The organism is Desulfonatronum thiosulfatophilum (assembly GCF_900104215.1).
Lineage (GTDB): Bacteria > Desulfobacterota > Desulfovibrionia > Desulfovibrionales > Desulfonatronaceae > Desulfonatronum > Desulfonatronum thiosulfatophilum.
The window spans coordinates 151608-172063 of record NZ_FMXO01000010.1 but is presented as its reverse complement, the minus strand read 5'-3'; the positions used below and the strand labels follow the sequence as shown (position 1 = coordinate 172063).

The 20456-nt window shown below is 56.1% G+C and carries 23 protein-coding genes; 5 read left to right on the top strand and 18 right to left on the bottom strand.

The features are described 5' to 3' along the window. Positions 1-597 precede the first annotated feature (597 nt). The 6 genes from BLP93_RS10105 to BLP93_RS10080 all read right to left on the bottom strand — a co-directional run bounded on the left by BLP93_RS10105 (position 598) and on the right by BLP93_RS10080 (position 5548). Complete coding sequence (locus tag BLP93_RS10105; RefSeq protein WP_092120905.1) at positions 598-1422, bottom strand: DUF4198 domain-containing protein; 825 nt, start codon at positions 1420-1422, stop codon at positions 598-600. A 101-nt stretch (positions 1423-1523) separates the two neighbouring features. Next, the gene (locus tag BLP93_RS10100; RefSeq protein ID WP_092120881.1) at positions 1524-1844 is read right to left on the bottom strand and encodes a hypothetical protein; all 321 of its coding nucleotides are present in this window, start codon (positions 1842-1844) and stop codon (positions 1524-1526) included. Positions 1845-2130: 286 nt separating this feature from the next. Next, positions 2131-2304: a FeoB-associated Cys-rich membrane protein gene (locus tag BLP93_RS10095; protein ID WP_092120878.1), complete on the bottom strand. Its 174-nt coding sequence runs from the start codon at positions 2302-2304 to the stop codon at positions 2131-2133. A 2-nt stretch (positions 2305-2306) separates the two neighbouring features. Next, complete coding sequence (gene feoB, locus BLP93_RS10090; RefSeq protein WP_092120875.1) at positions 2307-4844, bottom strand: ferrous iron transport protein B; 2538 nt, start codon at positions 4842-4844, stop codon at positions 2307-2309. A 117-nt stretch (positions 4845-4961) separates the two neighbouring features. Next, the gene (locus BLP93_RS10085; RefSeq protein ID WP_092120872.1) at positions 4962-5276 is read right to left on the bottom strand and encodes a FeoA family protein; all 315 of its coding nucleotides are present in this window, start codon (positions 5274-5276) and stop codon (positions 4962-4964) included. Positions 5277-5290: 14 nt separating this feature from the next. Beyond that, entirely contained in the window at positions 5291-5548 is a 258-nt protein-coding gene (locus tag BLP93_RS10080; protein ID WP_139162973.1) for a hypothetical protein, read from the bottom strand. 41 nt (positions 5549-5589) lie between these two features. On the opposite strand from BLP93_RS10080, the gene BLP93_RS10075 reads away from it, so the two are divergent. Together BLP93_RS10075 and BLP93_RS10070 are read left to right on the top strand one after the other, a co-directional pair. Continuing rightward, positions 5590-6759 (top strand): D-alanyl-D-alanine carboxypeptidase family protein, encoded by a 1170-nt coding sequence (locus BLP93_RS10075; RefSeq protein WP_092120866.1) that lies wholly within the window; start codon positions 5590-5592, stop codon positions 6757-6759. Between the two features lie 108 nt (positions 6760-6867). Continuing rightward, the gene (locus tag BLP93_RS10070; protein WP_092120863.1) at positions 6868-7206 is read left to right on the top strand and encodes a P-II family nitrogen regulator; all 339 of its coding nucleotides are present in this window, start codon (positions 6868-6870) and stop codon (positions 7204-7206) included. On the opposite strand, the gene BLP93_RS10065 is transcribed toward BLP93_RS10070, so the two are convergent. Continuing rightward, on the bottom strand, positions 7203-8231 hold the full coding sequence (locus tag BLP93_RS10065) for an aminotransferase class I/II-fold pyridoxal phosphate-dependent enzyme (RefSeq protein ID WP_244148711.1): 1029 nt from the start codon (positions 8229-8231) through the stop codon (positions 7203-7205). The two genes, BLP93_RS10070 and BLP93_RS10065, sit on opposite strands and share 4 nt — an antisense overlap. A gap of 129 nt (positions 8232-8360) precedes the next feature. Between BLP93_RS10065 and BLP93_RS17605 the strand changes: the two genes are divergently transcribed. Continuing rightward, entirely contained in the window at positions 8361-8528 is a 168-nt protein-coding gene (locus BLP93_RS17605; RefSeq protein WP_208596614.1) for a hypothetical protein, read from the top strand. 88 nt (positions 8529-8616) lie between these two features. Here BLP93_RS17605 and BLP93_RS17600 read toward each other — a convergent pair whose 3' ends face one another. Then, the gene (locus BLP93_RS17600; protein ID WP_208596613.1) at positions 8617-8769 is read right to left on the bottom strand and encodes a hypothetical protein; all 153 of its coding nucleotides are present in this window, start codon (positions 8767-8769) and stop codon (positions 8617-8619) included. A 17-nt stretch (positions 8770-8786) separates the two neighbouring features. Next, a complete protein-coding gene (locus BLP93_RS10055; RefSeq protein WP_092120857.1) occupies positions 8787-9059 on the bottom strand; it encodes a hypothetical protein in 273 nt (90 codons plus the stop codon). Positions 9060-9521: 462 nt separating this feature from the next. Between BLP93_RS10055 and BLP93_RS10050 the strand changes: the two genes are divergently transcribed. Beyond that, positions 9522-9893, top strand: coding sequence for a hypothetical protein (locus tag BLP93_RS10050; RefSeq protein ID WP_092120854.1), 372 nt, complete (start codon positions 9522-9524; stop codon positions 9891-9893). Positions 9894-10099: 206 nt separating this feature from the next. Here the strand turns inward: BLP93_RS10050 and BLP93_RS10045 are convergent, their stop codons facing one another. The 9 genes from BLP93_RS10045 to BLP93_RS10005 form a co-directional block, all read right to left on the bottom strand. After that, positions 10100-10516, bottom strand: coding sequence for a VOC family protein (locus tag BLP93_RS10045; protein WP_092120851.1), 417 nt, complete (start codon positions 10514-10516; stop codon positions 10100-10102). A gap of 202 nt (positions 10517-10718) precedes the next feature. Then, complete coding sequence (locus tag BLP93_RS10040; RefSeq protein ID WP_161946279.1) at positions 10719-12494, bottom strand: ABC transporter substrate-binding protein; 1776 nt, start codon at positions 12492-12494, stop codon at positions 10719-10721. A gap of 279 nt (positions 12495-12773) precedes the next feature. After that, entirely contained in the window at positions 12774-13073 is a 300-nt protein-coding gene (locus BLP93_RS10035; protein ID WP_092120845.1) for a type II toxin-antitoxin system RelE family toxin, read from the bottom strand. Next, entirely contained in the window at positions 13042-13281 is a 240-nt protein-coding gene (locus tag BLP93_RS10030; RefSeq protein ID WP_092120842.1) for a CopG family transcriptional regulator, read from the bottom strand. The genes BLP93_RS10035 and BLP93_RS10030 overlap by 32 nt, the downstream gene beginning before the upstream one ends. Positions 13282-13347: 66 nt before the next feature. Continuing rightward, positions 13348-14175 carry a lysophospholipid acyltransferase family protein gene (locus BLP93_RS10025; RefSeq protein WP_092120839.1) on the bottom strand — a complete coding sequence of 276 codons (828 nt, stop codon included), beginning with the start codon at positions 14173-14175 and terminating at the stop codon, positions 13348-13350. 127 nt (positions 14176-14302) lie between these two features. Then, positions 14303-15328 (bottom strand): ABC transporter ATP-binding protein, encoded by a 1026-nt coding sequence (locus tag BLP93_RS10020; RefSeq protein ID WP_092120836.1) that lies wholly within the window; start codon positions 15326-15328, stop codon positions 14303-14305. Beyond that, a complete protein-coding gene (locus BLP93_RS10015; protein WP_092120833.1) occupies positions 15325-16026 on the bottom strand; it encodes an ABC transporter permease in 702 nt (233 codons plus the stop codon). The genes BLP93_RS10020 and BLP93_RS10015 overlap by 4 nt, the downstream gene beginning before the upstream one ends. 237 nt (positions 16027-16263) lie before the next feature. Next, positions 16264-17109, bottom strand: a complete 846-nt coding sequence (locus BLP93_RS10010) for an ABC transporter substrate-binding protein (protein WP_092120830.1) — start codon at positions 17107-17109, stop codon at positions 16264-16266. 217 nt (positions 17110-17326) lie between these two features. Continuing rightward, positions 17327-18253: a helix-turn-helix transcriptional regulator gene (locus tag BLP93_RS10005; protein ID WP_092120827.1), complete on the bottom strand. Its 927-nt coding sequence runs from the start codon at positions 18251-18253 to the stop codon at positions 17327-17329. 230 nt (positions 18254-18483) lie between these two features. Between BLP93_RS10005 and BLP93_RS10000 the strand changes: the two genes are divergently transcribed. Further along, entirely contained in the window at positions 18484-20427 is a 1944-nt protein-coding gene (locus tag BLP93_RS10000; protein WP_092120824.1) for a molybdopterin biosynthesis protein, read from the top strand. The last annotated feature ends 29 nt before the right edge of the window (positions 20428-20456 follow it).

Genomic DNA, 20456 nt, shown 5'->3' with positions numbered 1-20456 from the left:
TTCCTTGAGTACATGCCGTCTCCAAACACCCCGGGCGGATGGTGCGACGCTCCTGTTTTCCCATCGCACCAATGGCAGATTTCCCCATGTAGTTGCAGGGTCACCTCCGCCAGTTTGCTGTAACGAGGCCGAAGCGAGTTCACTTGCGTTAAGGCCTGCACTCTGTCTCGGCCTTTCGGCCTTCTTCCGGCTCGCTTGGCGTCTCGGGTCACCCCTGCTCGCCGAGCCTGGACTTCGTGGTGAACAGGCAATTACCACGGTGGGAACTTTGCATCCCACTGGAATCGCCAGGACTTCGCCTGGCGCACAACTACTCAGCTGAGGTCCGGCTCGTCTTGATTTTGCGGCCTCGCAAACTCCTTCGCCGGTTTCGTAACATCAAACCATTGCTCGAATAAACATTGGCGATTCAGGCGCTTGGCAATGGTTAGATGAACGAATCCTGGCTCAGTCTGACAGGCGATGCTGAGAAATCGAGACAAGCCGGAACACTCCGAGTTTCTCATGAAAAGTACTGAGCAGTTACAAAAAATACCTGTCGACGCCTCTCTACTCCGCTGATACTCCGTACAGCGGCGACAGGTTCTGAGATGGCCGTTACGGCAGATCGGTTACCTGGATCCAGAGTACTGCTTCCTGGACCAGTTCCTGGCCGTTGTGGTCCAGTTCGACGACGTCCGGCACGGCAATACCCCACCAGCCGGCCTTGGGCAGGCCGATGGTGAACTCGCCCTTATCGTTGGCCAGAACGGTCATGGTTTCAAAAGCCGGATGAGGTGCTTCAATCCTGGGCTCACCGACAAAGGCGTTGGCGGCCATGTCCACTTCTACGTTCAGATATTCGATATCCACCTCAACATTGGGCACGGGATCTCCGTTGGACATGACCACTCCGGTGAACACGCCGCCGGTCCAATTGGCATAGGGCTTATTCAATGGAACGATCTCCGCGGGCAGGCCCAAAGGCTCGTGCCAGTTGCCGGGCATGCCGCCGACATTGACGATCATCTTGGTGAACTGCTGAATGTAGCCTTCGTCGGCTTTTTCGTAGTATGGAGCCGGAACCACTACGAAGACATAGTCGCCCATGGAACGGACAACACGGGCCGGAAGATTGGCTTCAAATGCTTTTCCGGCAGCATCACCCAAGCCGCGAAACGTGATTTCCTTCAGGTATTCCTTTAGGTCGGTGGTCTGGGCCTCGCCCTCCTCGCCGCGCTGATGCACCACGTAAAACTCCTGAACAGGTTCCATGTCCATGATGTGGTCGGCATCGAAGGGATGGGTGAAGACCAGCTTCAAGTTCATCTCGCCGCCTTGATTCAAGGCGCTTTCCGGGGTGTACAGCATTTGGAAATGGGCCAGGGCCGGAGCGCTTAGGAACAGGGTCAACAATCCGGCAAGCAGCAATCTGCGTTTCATGTCATCCTCCAAAGAAATGATTTGTTGAAATCGAAAATGAAACTCCATATCAAGACAAACAATAACCCGTGCCCCGCAACCGGCGAAGCACGGAGACCTCGCTATTCAAAAATCTGCGAACCGGGAATCAGGATGTCATGCCCCTCACCCCCATCGAAGAGCACGGAATACTCGCCTTCGGGCTTGTCGAACTCCACATCGCTGTTCCGGGACAGTTCAAGGGTTTGGATCACGTTTCCGGAACCGTCCTTGACGATGATCGGAATTCCGGCCGCGGAGGAGCCGTCGGAGAATCCGCCTTCGCAATATACCGTCCCATCAGCGTTGTCGAAGCAGGCGAACAAGGGCGTATGCGCGGCGGCGATTCCGGACAGAAACAGAAAGGCGGCCAGAAAAAAGAGGGTGAATATACGGTGCAACATGGTCAGTACCTCCAATTGAGTGTTTTGTTCATTTTCGTTTTCATCTACGTTACTGCTCAAAAAGGTCAGCGATAAAGTTTTCTGTACACAGGTACCCAACTACGCGGGAGTTTCGTGATCCATCTACTGGGGTCGCGATCCAGCCGGAAATTGGTTCTGAGTGCGTTACACCGCTGCCGCACTGGGGTGCGGCGCTCCCAGGTTTACCTTTTGATTGCCGATTTTTTTGAGCAGTACAAGTTTCGCTGCATGAATCAGCCAAACAATTGTTGCTGTGCTGAACAGTTCATAACTGCTTTTTCTCGTCCTTCCGCAAGTCGCCGATCCCATCCATTCCCGGTATCTTCGCGGCCGAGGGGCAGGAATCGCAGGAGCAGCCCTTTTTCTTGAAAAAGCTCTTCCAAATGTAAAACACGGCCCAGGCCAGCAAAATTCCGAGAATCAGGTATTCCCATAGCATGGTTATGCCTCCTTGGTGCGACTAATGGCCGGTCCGGATGCTTTCCAGGCCGGATCAGGCAGGAAGGACAGGATGATGGCCGTTGCCAGGGCCAGGATGTAGAATCCGACCATGGCCTGGATTCCGCTCAAGCCGAGCATGGAACTGACGGTGAAGACGCTGCTGGCCACGACCAGTCCGAACACCGTGGGAAAGATGATGGAAAAGAGCATCCATTTGTAGGAACCCGTCTGGACCTTGACCATGATCGTGGTGGCCAGACAGGGCGGGTACAGAGCGAAAAAGAGGATCAATGCAAAGGCATGCAAGGAAGTAAATCCCGAGGCCGCCCCAGCCTGCCCCATGCGCTCTTCCAGGCTCATGCTCTCGTCGGCGCCCTCCTGGAACAGCACGCCGAGAGTGGCGACGCTGGACTCCCGGGCGGCAAAGGAACTGATCAAGGCCACGTTGACCTTCCAGTCAAAGCCCGCATACCTGGTCACCGGTTCCAAAGCCCGGCCCAGTGTGCCGAAATAGCTGTAGACGATGGTTTCCTCGCGGATGGCAGTCCGCAGGGACGAACGTTCCGTGGTGAGATTGCGTAACGAGCGGTTTGCCGAACGTGCTTCGGGATCACGGGGACGGAGCAGGTCAAACAATTCCGGGTGCATGGCCTCATAGCGGACGTCCACGGCTGTGGACGCCTCCTGGGTCGTGGCGGCCAGCTTGGCCTCGCGGTAGGCATTGGCGATGTTCAAGAGCCTGAGCACGGCATCGTCATTCGCCAGCAGATCGGCATAAACCGTGTCCTGGATGTCCGCGCGGAACTCGGCAATGGCATCGTCCATCCGGGCCTCGAAGTAGGCCATGCGCTCGTCCGGCAGGCCGGGGAACTGCAACAAAACGTAAACCACAATGGCCACTGCCACGACAATGGTTCCCACCTTCTTGATATAGACCCAGGTCCGGTCAAAGGCCCGCCGCAGCACCCCGAAGAGTGTCGGCAGGTGGTAGTTGGGCATCTCCATGACGAAGGGAGCCGTCTCCCGGCTGCGCAGGATGGTTGAAGTGAGCAGCTTGGCGATGATCATGGCCATGATAATCGTAATCGTGGAGATAAAAAGCATCAGATAGGACTTGTAGGCCGCGAAATAGATGCTCACCAGCAGCGTATAGAGCGGTATCTTTGCCAAACAGTTCATGTACGGCACGGTCAGGATCGTGGCCAGGCGCGAGCGCTCGTCCGGAATGCCCTTGGTGGCCATGATCCCGGGTACGGCGCAACCGCCGGTGAAAACCCCGCCGAGAATGAAGGGCAGCGTGGACTGGCCGTGCAGCCCGAAACTCTGAAAAACCCGGTCCAGGATAAAAGCGATCCGGGCCATGTAGCCTGAATCCTCCAGAATCGCGATCAGGGCAAAGAGGATCAGGAAGATGGGCACGTAGTTCAGCAGGGTATTCACGCTGTCCACCATCCACAGGGACATGGATCGAATCAGGGTGTCCTGAAGCAGACCGGGATCGGGCAGCAGTCCGGCCACCACGGTCCGGACCCAGGCCAGGGCCGGCCAGGTCAGGAACGTTAGCTTGTACCCCTGGACAATGGATAGTTCATAAATCAGGTAGACAGTGAAGACCAGGAATACCGGAGCAAAGGCCCGGTTCAACAGCACCCGGTCGATCTTTTCGGAAAGACGGACCGTCTCTTCCCTGGTCGTCTCCACGCACTGTTCGACGATGGAGGCGGCCAGCCGGTCCCGGCAAGTGACAATGTAGTCGCCGGTGGTAATGTCCATTCGTTGCTGAAAAGAGCTGGAAGCCAAGGAAACGGCGTCCAGGATCTCCTCGGCGTCTTGATGATGCATCCGAAGAATCTTCTGGGCCTCGGCGTCGCCCTCCAGAAGCTTGACGGCCATCCATCGCAACGGAACGACCTTGCCCATACTTTTCGATTCCATGAGCCGCTCATGGATCTCGACGATATCTCCCTCAAGTTCTTCGTAGTTGATCCTCAGAGCGTGGCGATCCCACGACTCTTCGTCGCTGTTTCGCCGTTCCTGAGCCGTTCGGCGCACGGCCTGACGCAGTTCGGTCTTGCCCTTCCCCTTGCGCCCCACTGTCGGGACGACCTCGATCCCCAGCAATTGGGCCAACTTCTCGTGGTTCACCCGCCGGCCGTTGGACTCGGCCACGTCCACCATGTTCAGGGCCATGACCACGGGAAAGGACATTTCCAGAATCTGAAAGGTGAAGTACAGGCCGCGCCGTAGGCTGGAAGCATCGATGACGTTGATGATCGCACCCGGTTTTTCCCGGAGCAAAAAGTCCCGAGCCACCCGCTCTTCCAGGGAAAAGGAGGTCAGGCTATAGGTTCCCGGAAGGTCGACCACTTCCACCTTCCCCAACTCGTCGCGATAACTGCCGACCTTTTTATCCACGGTCACGCCGGGGTAGTTGGCAATATGCTGGTTCGCCCCGGTAAGCATGTTGAAGATGGTCGATTTGCCCGCATTTTGCTGGCCGGCCAACCCGGTAATGATGTTCTTCTTGATATCGGACATAGATCCTTCAACTTTCACAGATGCCGGCAAGTTAACAACAGAAAGCAAATGATTTTCAACATCAAAAGAAAAGCGTACGTTTCCGCACCGGAAGTCGGCTCGCGCCTATAAACATTATTAAGCGGTTTTTACGTCGATCAGATCCGCTTCGCGCTTGCGCAATGTGACGTAGTAGTCGCCCACGCGCATTTCCAGTGGATCACCCAGAGTGGCGCACCGGATCATTTCAACTTCCGCATTGGGTACAAAACCGAGATCAAGCAGCCGCTGGCGGATGGCCCCAACAGCTCGATGTCGACGAATTCGGCAGCGGCATCCATTGCCAACCTGCGTCAGGATTTGATCGCTTCCCCTGACGCCTTGCGTTTCGGACGAGCAATCCGAACAACCCGCACCAAATTTGCGCTTCTGTTTACGAAATCTCTGAAACATCACGCCCCCTCCAGCTAATTATTTTTGCAGCTCAATAGACTGAACTCCATGATCACATGGATGAAACCGGGAAGAAGGTAAGTACTGATAACAAATATCAATGTCAAGGAATTTCGAAAATCATTTTCAAGCGCCACCACGAACGGCATTTGCACAAGTGCTGCCGTGTGTCGCCAGCTTTCGCCATGTGTTGCTTTGACGCGCGAGCTGCCGTATTCTGGGGATTCGGGACGGCGCAGCCCGCCGGACAATCCCGAATTCATCGTCTTCAAGGTCCCTCAATAATCATCTCTTTTTATTCAAGGCTAAGGGTATGCGATTACAACGAACATTGATTTTCTTTCTGCTGTTTCTTTTGTTTGCGGCATCGGCCCAGGCTCGCCTGCTGGTCGATCCGCCTTCCGGTCTCACCGCCCGCAACTTTTTTCTGATGGACGCCGACAGCGGCGCGACCTTGGCTGGTAAAGACGCCGATGAACGGGTCGAACCGGCCAGTTTGACAAAAATCATGACTGCTTATCTCGTCTTCCGCCAATTGCAAAACGGGAATCTGGCCATGGATGAACTCGTCCACGTCAGCGAGCAGGCTTGGCGCACGGGAATGACCGGAGCTTCCCGGATGTACATCGACGTGGGCAGTTTGGTTACAGTGGAAGATCTGATCCGGGGCATGATCGTCCAGTCCGGCAACGATGCGTGCGTTGCCCTGGCCGAACGAATTGCCGGAACCGAAGCGGCTTTTGTCGACCTGATGAACGCGCAGGCGCTGGAGTTGGGTCTGACCAACACCCAGTTCCAGAACAGCCACGGCCTGCCCAGTACACAGGAGCAATACACAACAGCCAGGGACATCGTCACCCTGGCCAGGAAACTGATCATTAACTTTCCAGAATATTACAGCTTCTACTCCGAGCGTGAATTCACCTTCAACAATATCAGGCAATACAATCGCAATCTCCTTCTTGGACGTGACCCATCGGTGGACGGCGTCAAAACCGGGTGGACATCGGCCGCCGGATACAATCTGGTGACTTCCGCCAAGCGCGACGACATGCGCCTTGTCGCCGTGGTTATGGGCATTGACGCACCCAACACCCGCCAGGGCGGCCTGGCCCGTGCCGATCAATCCCAGGCTCTCCTGAACTGGGGGTTCCGCCAGTTTGAAACCGTACTTGTCCGAAGTTCCGGCCAGACGATTGTTGACCCCCGGATCTGGTTTGGTTCAGAAACGCGATTGCCCGTAGGCGTCGCCACGGACTTCTTCGCATCCATCCCCAGGGGCAGCCAGGATAACCTTCGCCTTGAAATGGTTGTATCGGAACATATTCAAGCTCCGGTCAATATTGGCGACACGGTGGGAGAACTGCAGCTTTTCCTCGGCGATGAACCCGTCGCCACTCACCCGCTCGTCGCGATGCGCACCATTGATGAAGGCAACATCTTTCGACATCTGACCGATAGAGTGTTGCGCATGTTCCACTGAGCGCACACCGAAAACACCTGCGCCAGGCAACTGCCTGGCGCATACACTGACGGCTCAATCACAAAATGCTGAAGCTTGTTTTCCATGCAGCCAGCCAAGGAGTCCGGAATGAAAAAGATCGAGATCATCACCAGGCCTCACAAGCTGGAAGAAGTGAAGTCGGCTCTCACCGGCTTGGGCATCAAGGGCATGACCATCACCGAAGTCAGGGGATTCGGCCGCCAGCACGGCCACAAGGAAGTCTACCGCGGAGCTGAGTACCAAGTGGAATTCACCGCCAAGATCAAGATCGAGGTGGTGGTGGACGACTCCATGACCAATGATGTTATTCAGATTGTTCAGGAAACGGCGAAGACCGGTAAAATCGGAGACGGCAAGATCTTTGTCCTCCCCGTGGAGGACGTGATCCGCATCCGCACTGGGGAAACGGGCATTGAGGCGATTTAGGTGCTCGGCACTTTCTTCAGATACTCATCAAATCTCTGGAGAACGTGCGGAACATTTTTGCGTCCGAAACCAATGCGGAAACAATTTGTTCCTGAGCCGTAGAGCGTTCCCGGCAGCAGCAGAATTCCTGCCTTCTCGACCAGATCAGCGCAGAACCTCTCGACATCTCCCTTCAGCAGCGCGGGGAAGGCGAGCGACCCCGCTTTCGGGCGATTCCAGGTGAACAGATCCGGACGGTGTGCGAAAAACGCATCCAGATGGTCGAGGTTCTTGCGGATTATCCCGAGGTTCCGTTCAACAATCGACTTGGCGTTCCGCAATGCAAGGGCCGCCAGAAACTCGCTTGGGGCGCTGTTGCAGATGGTCGTGTAATCCTTGAATGCAGCCATTTCGTTAAACAGAAGCTCGTTGCGCGTGGCGATCCAGCCAATCCTGAGCCCGGCAAGTCCATAAGTCTTGGACATGACTCCCAGAGAGACGGCGCGGTGGTTCAAATCCGCAAAAGCCGGCAGGCGATGGGACGGATCGAGTTCCAGCCCCCGGTAGACTTCATCAGAAAAGATGATGAATCCGTGCTGTTCAGAAAGTTCCGAGAGTGCGCGGACAAACTCAATTCGTGGCAGAAATCCGGTGGGGTTGTGAGGGAAATTGATCACTGCCGCCTTGGTGCGCGGTGTAAGAGCAGCCTTGAATACTTCAAGGTCGAGTTCCCAAGCCTGCGCCGGATCACCCCGCCATTCCGACACCTCGGCGCCGATGCTGCGAGCCACTTCGCCCAGGGACTGGTAATAGGGAGCGTGCACGATGACATGGTCGCCGGAACGAAGAGCCACGTTCATGAAATTGAAGATCGCCTCTTCCGCCCCGGCGTGCACCAGCACCTGGTCGGCCGCGACCCGCTCATACATCGCGGCAATCACTTGCCGCAGCTCTGGATTTCCGAGGGATTCCGTGTAGCCCAGCCAAAGCGAGAGGAACCGCTCGCCAGCATCGGGTTCCAGCGCCAGCAAATCCCGCAGTTCCATGCTCTCGCAGTCCGAGGTACAGAGCAGATACGGAGCTGAAAATTCATGCTGCGAAAAGTAGCGTTCGAGCCTGAACGGTTCAAGTTGCATTTGAAACCTTCAATTTCGATTTATGAAAAGAATGTATGTTTGGCGCAAGATGTTGCAACATTCTCCACAGCCCAGGGTGCGGGCTGCATTCTCGTACTTTTGCCCACCCCTTCCAGGCCGGCCCGGGCCGACTTGAAGACCACGGAAAGCCACCACAGCCGCGGAAATCACCGCCCCCTGCCAAGTGAACATCAGGGTGATGCCTAAGGTCGACTCCAGCAAATGGCTGATCACCCCATGCACCCATCAACACGATCAGATAGTAGCCCAACACCTTGGGGGGCAGGACCATGGGCTAGGTAAGCACGGCATCCAGTACGTCCCGGCCCGGAAATCGGAACCGGTGAATGACACAGGCCAGCAGCACCTCGAACACCAGAGCGAAGAGCGTAGCCAGGGAAGCCACCCGCAGGGTGAGTTGCAGGGGATACCAGAACGAAATGTCCATTTTGAGGTTCCTGGTCATCAACGGCAGATTTTCCGCAGCCCCAGCAACAAAGCGGCAATTCCTAGGCAAATAACAGCCTGCACGGGATAGACGAAAAGCAAGGGCAAACCGCTTCCCGCCAGGAACAACGGCCCGATCATGACCAGTGCCTGCCATGACGAGATACGTATTGGTCGACAGCTCTCCTCAGCAACGGTTCCTTCAGCATGCACCGCGGTGCACCACCCCAGCCCGCTCTCGCAAGCCACGATCACCACCAAGGCCGCGCCAATCAACAAAATGACCTCCATGATTATCTCCTCCTGGGAGGAAACAAAGCAGGGTTCATGCCACGAAAGCAGCATGTTGAAATTATTTATTTAATTTGCCGTAAAAGATGACGAAGACAGAAAATGGAACAATTTGGTAGGTACATTCGATTCATTTTTGTAGGAATTGCGCGCCATGATTTTAGCATCATCCATAAATTCCGGCAATGTCGTTTCTACCAAGCCGTGAACAACGCCAATATTGTTGGCGCATCGCCAAGGCTTTTGGCGGCCCAGAAGCCGCATACAATCTTGTAATTTTCGTGATCTGCTTATAATTTCAACATATTTTTGCTTGGCGTGGGTATTGCTTTTGTGAGAACAACAGCCAGGAGTTCACCTGCATCCTGGTTACCACTGTTGACTACAACGATCTGATCAAGCATTCAGCTTCGGCATCAAACCGAAACAACCCGCGTAATGCACAAACAAGGAGACATCCCAATGCAAACATCCAACTCGCTTCGCACAATTGTTGTCCGCGCAGGGACGGCCGTAATCCTGACCATCGCCGCAACGCTCCTCATGGCTGGCAGCCTCTCCGCCAGAACCCTATTCTGCAATAACAACTCAGACTATTTTTCGAAGCGATGCACGGTCCATCCATATGCCGTCACCAGGGTAGAGGCAGGAAACCTCGTAAAGGGTCATCTCATCGGGTGCCAGTTCAAGTCGTATACGTGCATCAACGGGCTATGCCAGGATAATTACGGACCATTCCAGATCAATTACTCTATCAGCATGGACGATCACCAGGGCTTCTGCGCCCTGCTCTGCCGCGACCCCATTTGTACGGACCCGCAGGGCTGGCGGTAATCATCACGACCAACGCGTATGAACGTCGACCACCTGGCACCCTTGCGGGAATGACCGTTCTCCTGGCAAAGGATGATGCCGAAGCGCGGGCCTCGCTGACCCGAACCCCGCGCATGAGCCGTAAAGTTCGTCGCTGGTTCGGCTGCACCGACAAGCTTGCGCGAAAAGGGGGCAGGCCGCGGCTCGGCTCGCTGCTCCCGATGTTTTTACTGATCCTGATCGTCCTCGATGAAGTACTTACGAAATTCCCGGGCAGGGGCAATGGGGTGGTAGCAATAGACGGTCACGCCGGAAGGATCCTGCAAGCCGAACCCTCTGTCTCCCCATGGATGGTCTTCAAGAGGGATCAGGACGGTCAGACCGGCCTTGTTCACCAGCCGGTCGTACATTCCATCGGCATCGGAAACATGAAGGTTCAGGACCGCGCCTCCGGAAAAGGGCGCCGTGCCTTCACGCGGTTCCATGAGGCAGACCTCCGCTCCGGAACCGGATTCCGCAAGACGAAGCACGACATACCAGCCGCAGTCGAAAACCGGGCGTGCGCCGAAATGCAGCTCGTAGAACCGTCGGGTCTCCTCGAGTTTTGGGGTGACGAAGGTTACGCTGGCTGAATTGATGGTCATAGGCCGCTCCTGGTTGTGCGATTTTGGAGACGAGAACAGAAAGATAATGAATTCCACAATCCCGCACCGACTTGGGACGCCAACCGTTTAACAACAAGGTATAACAACCCAATTCGGTGCGGGAGCCGCAACGCAGCCAGCGAGTATTTTCAACATCGTGGTAATCCTAATGCTCACCAACACTAACTGACACTTCTGATTCTTACTCTTCAAAGGCCAGAGCCAGTCGGTACTCGGTTCCGTGCAGTCCCACCGTGGTCCAGAGAATATTTTTGACCACCTCCTCACGCATGTTCTTGTCCAGAAAACGGTATCGCCCCCGACCATCCGGCTCGGCAGCTATCCTGCGAGCAACCGCAAGCAGGGAAGGATATGTTTGATATAACGGATCAAGAAAAACATTTTTGCCGATTTCCTGTTCATTAATATCATAGACCATGACCCCATCCTTCTGGATCACAAACATTTCCACGGGAAAATTGGAGACCTTCTGGGAAATAATGCTTCCGAAAAAATCAGGTTTGGCCAAAATGCTGACTGATCCTATAAACTGATTTTCAGGACTGAATACAGGGTGTTCCAGGTCAATACCCACAAATCCCTCAACCATCTTCACGGCTTGACTGAGGACCGGCTGGCGCGTGGAATGCAGCCGGACGATCTGTTCCTGATGGCTGATGTCCTCGCCAATGACATCCAGGTACCCGGCCGGGGCCACATTGACGATTATCCCTTCAGCATCCACGGTAACGCAGTTGTAGGCATGGAGATTTTTTGCGTAAAGCTCCTGGAGTATTAAAGCGGCAGGCTCTCCGGCAAGTCCTGTTTTGGAAAGCTTCCGGGCAGTCAGTGCAATGTCCTGATCCATTTCCCGGAATATGTCTTCAAGCTGTTGCGCGGTCTTTTCAAGAAGCATGGGAAATTGAAATTCGGCAACCTGAAACCGGCCGTCCACTATCTGCTTAAACAGATATGGATACCTGGCGTCTCCATGGCTGTTGAAATAAATCTCCCCCAGCGCACCCACAAATTTGCGCCCCGCGTAGCTCTGAAACAAATCAGCCGGCCGCACAAATCCTTTGTCCAGAAACTGCAAAAGCGTGGTCACTGCATCAAAAGCTTCGACCCCGAAAAATCCGGGATCGCTTCCGTATTTCCCCCGGTACATGCCAGAAAATTCATGCTTTGTATTGTAGGAAGGGTATGTATAGACAAGACCGTTGGCGTATTCCGGCTCAGCCAGAAGTTCCGCACGCTCAATGGGCCGCGTGCCTACGAATTGCGCGGTTATTCCAATTTTTCGGGCCTGCCGGGCAATCCCGGCAGCCTCCCCCGCACTGATCAGCACCAGGACGTCCGGATCAATGGCCTGTATTTCCGCAAGTTTTTCGTGGATGTCCATTTTTTGAGGATCATACACATGCGCCGCTGCAACCTGATCAGGAAAACTGTGCCGTATGTGGGAAATCCAGCTGTTGCCCAGGTCGTTGTCCATGGCCATTATTGCGATTTTCTCGAAGGAGGACAGATACTCAGCCAACTGCTGTTGCTCATCCTCCGCGTCCAGAGTGAACCTGACTGTATTTCCTGAATGGGTGCGATTCAATGCTGCGCTGCCGATGGCGATATGAAATATCCCATTCTCGGCAGCAAGGGGATGTATCGCGTCAGAAGCCCAACTGGAGCAGCTGATGACCGCCAGGGGACGATCCTCAAGCCCCGCAAGCTCATGAAATGCCTGCACAGCGCTTTCCTTGTCCGCTCCTCCATCCTTGAAGATAATCTCTACAGGAACATCCGACTTTGAAAGAGCCAGATTGATGGCTCGTTGCTGCTCAATAGCGATGTCTTCAAAGGCTGAGGAAAAAGGAAGAATTACCCCGATAACTGGTTTGTCGTATTCCGTTGCTGAATCCTGTGCAAAGGAAACACTGCTTGAAAGCGCAACCAGAACAAACAGCACACTCATAACTATCATGAAAAACCGTCCAAACATTCATTATTCCTTTGTTTCTTATTCTGAATTTGTTGGAATGGCGACTTTTGCCGTGCTCATGATCCTCACCTCCGGTATGACAAAAGATCATACCTTTGCGTGGTGCAAATAAATTCACTGCCTGGCATTAATAGGCATTCTCGCGGTGGGCAGGGCCATGGGGAAGGATGGGAGAAGGGCCTCGGTGACGTATGACATAGCTAAACATCGCAAATCTGCCTCGTAGCGGAGCGGAGTAGGCAACATTTCCTGGGTGGCCGATCATCCGTACGCGTCTTTTCGATCATCCACCGTCAGCATAAACACGATCCTCTCGCTCTCGTCCACGGAGTAGAAGATGCGAAAAGGACCGATCCTGTAGCGCCAGGTGGCGGGTGTATACCCCCGGAGTTTTCGGATGTTCGGGCCGAAGAACGGCCCTTGGCGCAACTGGGGATAGACGTACGTTTGGAGCTTCCCGGGCAGAAAACGCGGCGGGCCAAGCCGGACCAACGCCTTCTTGAATTCTTCAGTCTCGAAAACCCTGAACTCAGACAAACGTACCGTGGCGCTGCTGGGCATCCTGATGTCCCTGTTGCAGACTCTGGTTGAGTTCGGCGTTGCTCCGAATCTCGGCCATCTCGAATTCGTCCACGGTTTCGTGCTCACGCACAAACCGCATGGCCGCCGTCTCAATGAAATTCGAGAGCGGCCTGTTCTCCCGCTCCGCCACTTCCTTGAAAAGCCGATAGACCGGCTCGTCCAGTCGCAATGTCACTGTCTTAGTCATGGACCCTCCGATGATTCTAAATGAGGACAATAGAATACGATTAAATACAGAGGGCGTCAATCGCTATCACGCATCGGTGTTATTATCATATGAACCAATATGAACCTTCCCCATACTCCGCCTGTTCCATTGCTCCAATTTCCCTTGAATGAACTCCACGATGTGCGCGTGCTCATCCTTCCCCGCCCCGGTGACCGTCATGGGTTCATGGAAGTGGAAATGGACGGTTCTCTTCGGGTCTATCTTTCCAAAATCCTTGAGAAGTTTTCCATTGCCCCACGCATCGGTCTTCAATGCGAAAGGAACCACCTGGACCCCGGCCCGCTTGGCCAGCTTTACTCCCATGGAGTTGAATTTCTGGGGATCGAACTCCGGTTCCCGGGTTGATTGGGGAAAGACCACAATCGAGATATCCTTCTCCAGCCGTCTGCAGCCTTCCTCCATGACGGTCTTGAAGTCGTCCCGCGGGTTTTGGCGCTCAACCACGACCGGATCGCGGGAGATCATCACATGTTTGAACACGGGATACTCCACCAGGCTGCGCTTGACCACGAAGGTGACCGGCCGGTGCGGCTGGATGATCGACGGCAGGACAAACGTTTCCAGGGTGCTCATGTGATTGCCCACGAAAACGCATGGGGAGTCGAGCTTCGCCAGAGGGGAAACGTTCTCGATCTGAAGGCGGACGCCGATGCTTTCCAGGACAGAACAGATGGTCCGGCTGCTTTCGATCCAGGCCCGGCCGTCATACATCGACCGCCTGGCCTTGTTCGAGGCCCGAAAGATAACCCTGATCATCTTGGGGTAGAAGATCGCGCTGGGAAAAGTTTTGGTGAACCAGGAGAGACTGCGGTGCGGAGAGGTGTAATCTTCCGTCGGAAGAGCATCGAACATGCCGGGATTCCTTTTTTTTAATCATGACGTGCAACTGATTTCGGAAAGAATTTACCGGGAATCGAAAAAATGGCAACTTCGTCAGGGCACCAAACCTGATTCGGGCGATATATCGATAATCTGGTCATCAAGCCAGCTCTATCGCTTCCGGATCAATACGCACCCGCACTTTTTCCCCGACCATGGCGTCGAGATGCCTGGCTTCATCCTTGCTCAGCAAAGTCCGGAGGGGAACGCCGATATCCAGGAGCACCTTGATGTTCGGACCTTCCGCCGTCATCTGCAATATTTCGCCGACATGCCCCTGCTCGGTCGTCTCTTCATGAGCCGCATCCAGGGGGAAGAGCCCGATCAGTTCGGGTTTAATGAATACCCGCCCCGGGCCGGAGCGCGACGTTTGCACGGGCAGGGCGACGTTGTCTCCGACAACGCAGACCGCTCCCCCTCCGCCTTGGACAATGTCGCAGGAAAGTAGATTTTCGCCGCCCGGTCCCGTGAGTCGGCCTTCGAACAGGAATATCCTTTCCTGGGCCAGCCTAGACGCTTCCAGGGGCTTGTGCGTTGAAAAGATGATGGAAATGCGCCCATTCACGCCTTTGTCCTTCCGGAGTTGACGAATCACCCCGTCGATCACGGCCTGGTTTTCCACGTCCACGCTGGCCGTGGGCTCGTCGAAGAGCATCACCTCGGGGCGGCAGGCCATGGCCCGGGCAATGGCCACGCGCTGGGTTTCGCCGCCGGACAGCAAATGAGCCGGACGATGGGCGAAGGCGGACATGCCCACGCGTTCCAGGCATTCCTCGGCGGCCTTGCGCCGCTCACGGGCGGATACGCCGCGCATCCTGGGGCCGTATTCCACGTTCTTGAGCACCGTGGTGGAAAACATGATCGGATGCTGATCCACCAGCACCACCTTGCGGCGCAAGCCGGTCAGAACGCTGTCCCGCCACTCCACCTTCTGACCCTGAAAATAAATGACGCCACTGGAGGGCGGCCGTAAAAAAGCCAGAACGTGCAGCAACGTGGTTTTGCCCGACCCGTTGGGTCCCAACAGGGCGTAACTGCCCCCGGCTGTCATTTCAAGGTTGTCGATATCCAGAACGGTCCGGTCTTCGAAAACCTGTCGAACTTCTTGCAAGGAATACAGGCTCACCGGTTGCTCCCGTACTTGCCCTGCACCATTTGCAAAGCCACGTTCATGATCAGACTCACGGTCAACAGGACGATGCCCAGGGCGACGGCCAGGACGAATTCTCCCTTGTTGTGTTCCAGGGCCATGGCCGTGGTCATGGTCCGGGTGAAGCCCTTGATGTTTCCGCCGAGCATCATGGCGATGCCGATTTCCGCGATGACCCGGCCAAAGGCGGCGATGATGGCGGCCAGAATGCCGAACCGGGCTTCCCGAGCCACGGCCAGGGCCGCTTGCAGGGCGTTCGCGCCCAGGGTCAGGGCCGTGCGCCGATAGCGCTCGTCGATCCGGCTGACCGCGGCCATGGTGAAGGTAGCCACCCAGGGCAGAATCAGGATTACCTGCCCGATGATAATGGCCTTGGGCGTGTAAAGCAGGCCAAGGTGCCCGAGCATGCCCCGCCGGGACAGGAAGGCGTAGACGAACAATCCGATGACAACAGTGGGCAGAGCCAGCATGGTATTCAGGATGGTGATCACGGCCCGCTTGCCACGGAACTGTTTCACCGCGATCAGAAACCCCAGCGGCACGCCCAGAATCGAGGCGATAATCGTGGAGAAAAAGCTGACGTACAAGGAGACGTAGACGATGAAATACATCTCCGGATCCAGGGACCAGATCATCCGGAAGGCTTCGATGATGCTTTGAGTGAGAAAATCCATGGGAGTTCAGAAGTCAGATGACAGACGTTAAAAGTCGAAGGTCAAAAGTCAGGAGCAAATCACAGGGGCGGTGTAGGGGCGGACCTGTGTGTCCGCCCTTGCAGGTGAGCGATCATCACGGTTTCATATGTCTTATACTGTGGCTGGCCGTCCATCCGTGGCATTCCGTCCATGCAATTTGTTGGGCAAATTCGTATTGGGCGCACACGCAGGTGCGCCCCTACTTGTCGCTGAACATCATTCTTTCGCATCCGAAAAGAACAGCGGTTGGTCGTGGAGCTGGTAGCTGCCGATGATCTGCTGGCCGCGCTCGGAGACCAGCCACTGGGCGAAGGTATCGGCCAGATCGAACTTCACGTGGGGATGCTTTTCCGGGTTGACCGGGATAACGCCGTAGGGATTCTTAAGCATGTCGTCGCCTTCGTAAACGACCCCCAAGTCGAAGGGCTGACTGCGACCGTACTTGTACTGCAAATATGTGCCTCGATCCGCGAGGACGTACCCTTCCTTTTCCTCGGCGAAAATCAAGGCCTCGCCCATGCCTTGGCCGATGGAAAAGTACCAACCGCCGCTGTCCTGGGGAGATTTGGCATCTGTCAGAGCCAACCCCGTTGCTTCCCAAAGCTGCCTTTCCCGGGAATGCGTCCCACTGTCGTCCCCTCGGGACACAAAAGGCGCTTTGGCCGCGGCAATGCGTTTCATGGCTTCGGCGGAGTTCGGCGCGTCCTTGATTCCGGCCGGGTCGCTCTCCGGCCCGACGATGATGAAGTCATTGTACATCACATAATAGCGCTTTGTGCCGTATCCTTCGGCCACAAACTGTTCTTCCCGGGCCACGTCGTGCACGAAAACCACGTCAGCGTTGCCGTCCATCCCGTCCCGCAAAGCCGCTCCGGTTCCCTTGGACATGACACGCACGGTGATCCCGGTGTCCTTCTGGAATTCGGGGAGCAGGTAGTCCAGAAGTCCGGAGGCTTCGGTGCTGGTGGTGGTGCTCATGGTGATCACCTTGTCCTGGGCCAGTGCCGGGATGGCGGCCAGCAAAATGAACGCGCAGATCAACGTCAATACGGTTTTCTTCATGATGCCCCTCTTGTCTGGTTAATGTTGATGAAAGACAATGTCGCATCTCCACTGTGAGATTCAATCCACTTTATTGATCACCTGAATCCGCTCCTGGATTCCCGCCTTCGCGGGAATGACTTGTTTTCCATGCCGTCTCCGATTCAGTCGTCCCCGCGATGGCAGGTATCCAGTTCGCTTATACTCTGATGAACTGATAGATACCGAAAAAGTACAACTACTGCGCATCATCATCCTGCTCTTGGGGAAAAATCGTCCTTCCCGCCTGGGAAATATCGTAGCCGTCCAGTTCCCCGGCCAGTCGCTGGAACGCCGGGTCATGGAGCAGTCCCAGGAACTGCTGAATCCCCTTGTCGAAGAACCGCTCCCGGGAAATCAGCAAATCGAAGCGCTCCCGGCCCAGGGGAAGAAAATCCAGTTCCAGGATGCCGGCCACGGCCCTGATGCCCGGGCCTACATCCGCCCGCCCGGCCAGCACCTCCAGCCCGACATCCAGATGGCGATGAACCTCGGCGCCGTAGCCGACCATGGTTTCCGCGGCCACGTTCGCTCTTTCCAGGTGCTGATCGAACAGCAGGCGCGTGCCCGTGGTCAGAGGCCGATTGACCACCCGGATCTCCTTGCGGCCCAAATCGGCTACGGACTGAATGTTCAGGGGATTGCCCTTGGCCAGGATCAGGCCCTGCTCCCTGTAGGAGAAGTTGATCACCGCCGGAGGCGTTGCCAGTTCCTCCGAGGCGAACTGAAAATTGAAATCCCCGTCTTCCGCCTGAATCAAGTGGCTCGACGCCATGTGACACAGATTGTTGCGCAGGGCCTTGAGCCCTCCGAAACTGCCCACGTTGCCGTAGACCGCAAGATGCTTCGGGAACGTCTTGTTGAACAGGTTCAAGGTCCGCTCCAGCAGCGGATCATCACTGCCGGCCACGATCAACAGCCCGTGATACGGCGGCAAGGGAGATGCCGGAGCAGGAAAGTTCTGGGTGGAATTTTCAATCCACTGTTCCACGAGATGCTTTGGAAACAGCCATTTGCCGGTAACCTTCGTGGCCGGAAGGCCTTTTTCGGCAACCAGGCCGTAGACCATCTTCTCGTTCACATCGAGCAGTTGCGCCACTTCTTTGGTCGACAACAAATTCTTCACACCAAATCACCTCCTGACCTTTCAAACTATCGATGGTCGTGCATAGCCATTTAGGTTGTTTATCGTCAACAATAAAATTATAAAAAAATATTTAAACCAAAAATGACTTAAAATAACTCAAAAAAACAACATTCAATTTTTTCTTGAGAAAACAACGAACTTGCACTACCCAAGTGTTCTGCCGACAATAAAATACCCTTATTTGAACCTTGTACTCCCAAGGAGTTTTCATGTCCTTCCAACGCTCCATCTATCTGACCACCATTCCCATTCCCGAGGCCGTGGCCAAGGCCAGGCAGGCTCTGGACCGCGACGCCCTGGTCCTCAGGGAGACCATCCCGTCGCATGAGGCCGTGGGTCGGGTGACCGCGGCGCCGGTCTATTCCCGGTATTCCAGCCCGACCCATCATAGCGCGGCCATGGACGGCGTGGCCGTGAACGCGGAAACCACCTTCACGGCCCGGGAGGGACGGCCCCTGGAGCTGAAGCTGGACACGGAGTACCGACCGGTGAACACCGGTCATGCCATGCCCGAGGGGACCAATGCCGTGATTATGATCGAGCAGGTGGTTCAGGTGGACGAACAAACCATTACCATCGAGGCTCCGGCTTTCCCCTGGCAGCATGTCCGGCGCATCGGCGAGGACATCGTGGCCACGGAACTCCTGCTGCCGCAGAACCACCAGATCACGCCCTACGACGTCGGGGCCCTGCTCAGTGCCGGAATGTGGGAAATCGAAGTCTGGGAAAAGATCCGGATCGCCATCATCCCCACCGGGGACGAAGTCCTGGATTTCACGACCAGGCCGGAACCCCGTCCGGGCCAGGTAGTGGAAAGCAACTCCCAGGTCTTCAAGGCCCTGGCCGAGTCCTGGGGATGCGTGGTCCAGCGCGTTCCGCCGGTGCGCGACGAGCTGGACGCGCTGGCATCCGCTGTGGACGAGGCCCTGGACGATGCGCATATCGTGGTCATCGGTGCCGGATCATCCGCGGGCTCCAAGGATTTCACGCGCACGGTCATGGAGCACGCCGGCAGTGTCCTGGTGCACGGCATCGCGGCCATGCCCGGCAAGCCTTCCCTGCTGGGCGAAGCCAGGGGCAGGCTTCTGGTGGGCGCACCCGGATATCCGGTCAGCGCGGTGATTTGTTTCGAGGAACTGGTCCGGCCCCTGGCTTCCTGGCTGGGCCGCCGCGATCCCGGATCGCGAACCAGAATAAAGGTGGAATTGACGCGCAAGGCACCCTCAAAGCTGGGAGTCCAGGAGTTCATGCGTCTGGCCATCGGGCGTGTGGGCGAGAAATGGGTGGCCACTCCCCTGGCCCGCGGAGCCGGGATGATCACCACCCTGACCAAAGCCCAGGGCATCGCCCGGATCCCCATGCACAGCGAAGGCGTGGAGGCCGGAGCCATGGTCGAGGCCGAACTACTGGCGCCGGAAGCCGAGCTGGAACGGACCATCGTTTCCGTGGGAAGCCACGACAATACATTGGATCTGCTGACCAACGAACTCATGGGCCTTGCCGAGCCGTACCGACTGGCCTCAACCCATGTCGGCAGCATGGGCGGCCTGACCGCCCTGCGCAACGGCGCGGCTCATTTCGCCGGCTGCCACTTGTTCGATCCGGAAACCGACGACTACAACTTTCCCTTTCTGGCCAAATACCTCCCCGGCCTGGACCTGCTGGTGATCAACCTGGCCATCCGTCACCAGGGGCTGATCGTGGCCAAAGGCAATCCCAAAAACATCCGAGGCGTCGAGGACTTGGCCAGGCCCGACCTGACCTTCATCAACCGCCAGCGCGGCGCCGGCACCCGCATCCTCCTGGACCACCACCTCAAGCAGGCCGGCATCGCCTCGGACACGGTCAACGGATATGAGAAGGAGGAATACACGCACATGGCCGTGGCCGTGAACGTGCTCAGCGGCGCGGCGGACTGCGGTCTGGGCATCTTTGCCGCGGCCCGGGCCCTGAACCTGGACTTCGTGCCCCTGGCCCGGGAACGATACGACCTGATTATTCCAGCGCAATGGGCCGATGACTCGAAAATCACCACGGTGCTGGATCTGATCCGTTCAGAGGGATTGCAGGCCAGAATCAGGGCATTGGGAGGATATGACACGGATTTGACCGGCAAGGAGATGTCGCCGAGAATGGGATTGGGACGAGCCTGAACAGAGAGGGGGGGCAGCCAAGCCTGCCC

Bases quoted from the DNA above. Each gene is read 5' to 3' on its own strand.
- BLP93_RS10105 (WP_092120905.1), bottom strand. From the start codon at position 1,422: ATGAAACGCAGATTGCTGCTTGCCGGATTGTTGACCCTGTTCCTAAGC.
- BLP93_RS10100 (WP_092120881.1), bottom strand. From the start codon at position 1,844: ATGTTGCACCGTATATTCACCCTCTTTTTTCTGGCCGCCTTTCTGTTT.
- BLP93_RS10095 (WP_092120878.1), bottom strand. From the start codon at position 2,304: ATGCTATGGGAATACCTGATTCTCGGAATTTTGCTGGCCTGGGCCGTG.
- feoB (WP_092120875.1), bottom strand. From the start codon at position 4,844: ATGTCCGATATCAAGAAGAACATCATTACCGGGTTGGCCGGCCAGCAA.
- BLP93_RS10085 (WP_092120872.1), bottom strand. From the start codon at position 5,276: ATGTTTCAGAGATTTCGTAAACAGAAGCGCAAATTTGGTGCGGGTTGT.
- BLP93_RS10075 (WP_092120866.1), top strand. From the start codon at position 5,590: ATGCGATTACAACGAACATTGATTTTCTTTCTGCTGTTTCTTTTGTTT.
- BLP93_RS10070 (WP_092120863.1), top strand. From the start codon at position 6,868: ATGAAAAAGATCGAGATCATCACCAGGCCTCACAAGCTGGAAGAAGTG.
- BLP93_RS10065 (WP_244148711.1), bottom strand. From the start codon at position 8,231: ATGGAACTGCGGGATTTGCTGGCGCTGGAACCCGATGCTGGCGAGCGG.
- BLP93_RS17600 (WP_208596613.1), bottom strand. From the start codon at position 8,769: ATGGACATTTCGTTCTGGTATCCCCTGCAACTCACCCTGCGGGTGGCT.
- BLP93_RS10055 (WP_092120857.1), bottom strand. From the start codon at position 9,059: ATGGAGGTCATTTTGTTGATTGGCGCGGCCTTGGTGGTGATCGTGGCT.
- BLP93_RS10050 (WP_092120854.1), top strand. From the start codon at position 9,522: ATGCAAACATCCAACTCGCTTCGCACAATTGTTGTCCGCGCAGGGACG.
- BLP93_RS10045 (WP_092120851.1), bottom strand. From the start codon at position 10,516: ATGACCATCAATTCAGCCAGCGTAACCTTCGTCACCCCAAAACTCGAG.
- BLP93_RS10040 (WP_161946279.1), bottom strand. From the start codon at position 12,494: ATGATAGTTATGAGTGTGCTGTTTGTTCTGGTTGCGCTTTCAAGCAGT.
- BLP93_RS10035 (WP_092120845.1), bottom strand. From the start codon at position 13,073: ATGCCCAGCAGCGCCACGGTACGTTTGTCTGAGTTCAGGGTTTTCGAG.
- BLP93_RS10030 (WP_092120842.1), bottom strand. From the start codon at position 13,281: ATGACTAAGACAGTGACATTGCGACTGGACGAGCCGGTCTATCGGCTT.
- BLP93_RS10025 (WP_092120839.1), bottom strand. From the start codon at position 14,175: ATGTTCGATGCTCTTCCGACGGAAGATTACACCTCTCCGCACCGCAGT.
- BLP93_RS10015 (WP_092120833.1), bottom strand. From the start codon at position 16,026: ATGGATTTTCTCACTCAAAGCATCATCGAAGCCTTCCGGATGATCTGG.
- BLP93_RS10010 (WP_092120830.1), bottom strand. From the start codon at position 17,109: ATGAAGAAAACCGTATTGACGTTGATCTGCGCGTTCATTTTGCTGGCC.
- BLP93_RS10000 (WP_092120824.1), top strand. From the start codon at position 18,484: ATGTCCTTCCAACGCTCCATCTATCTGACCACCATTCCCATTCCCGAG.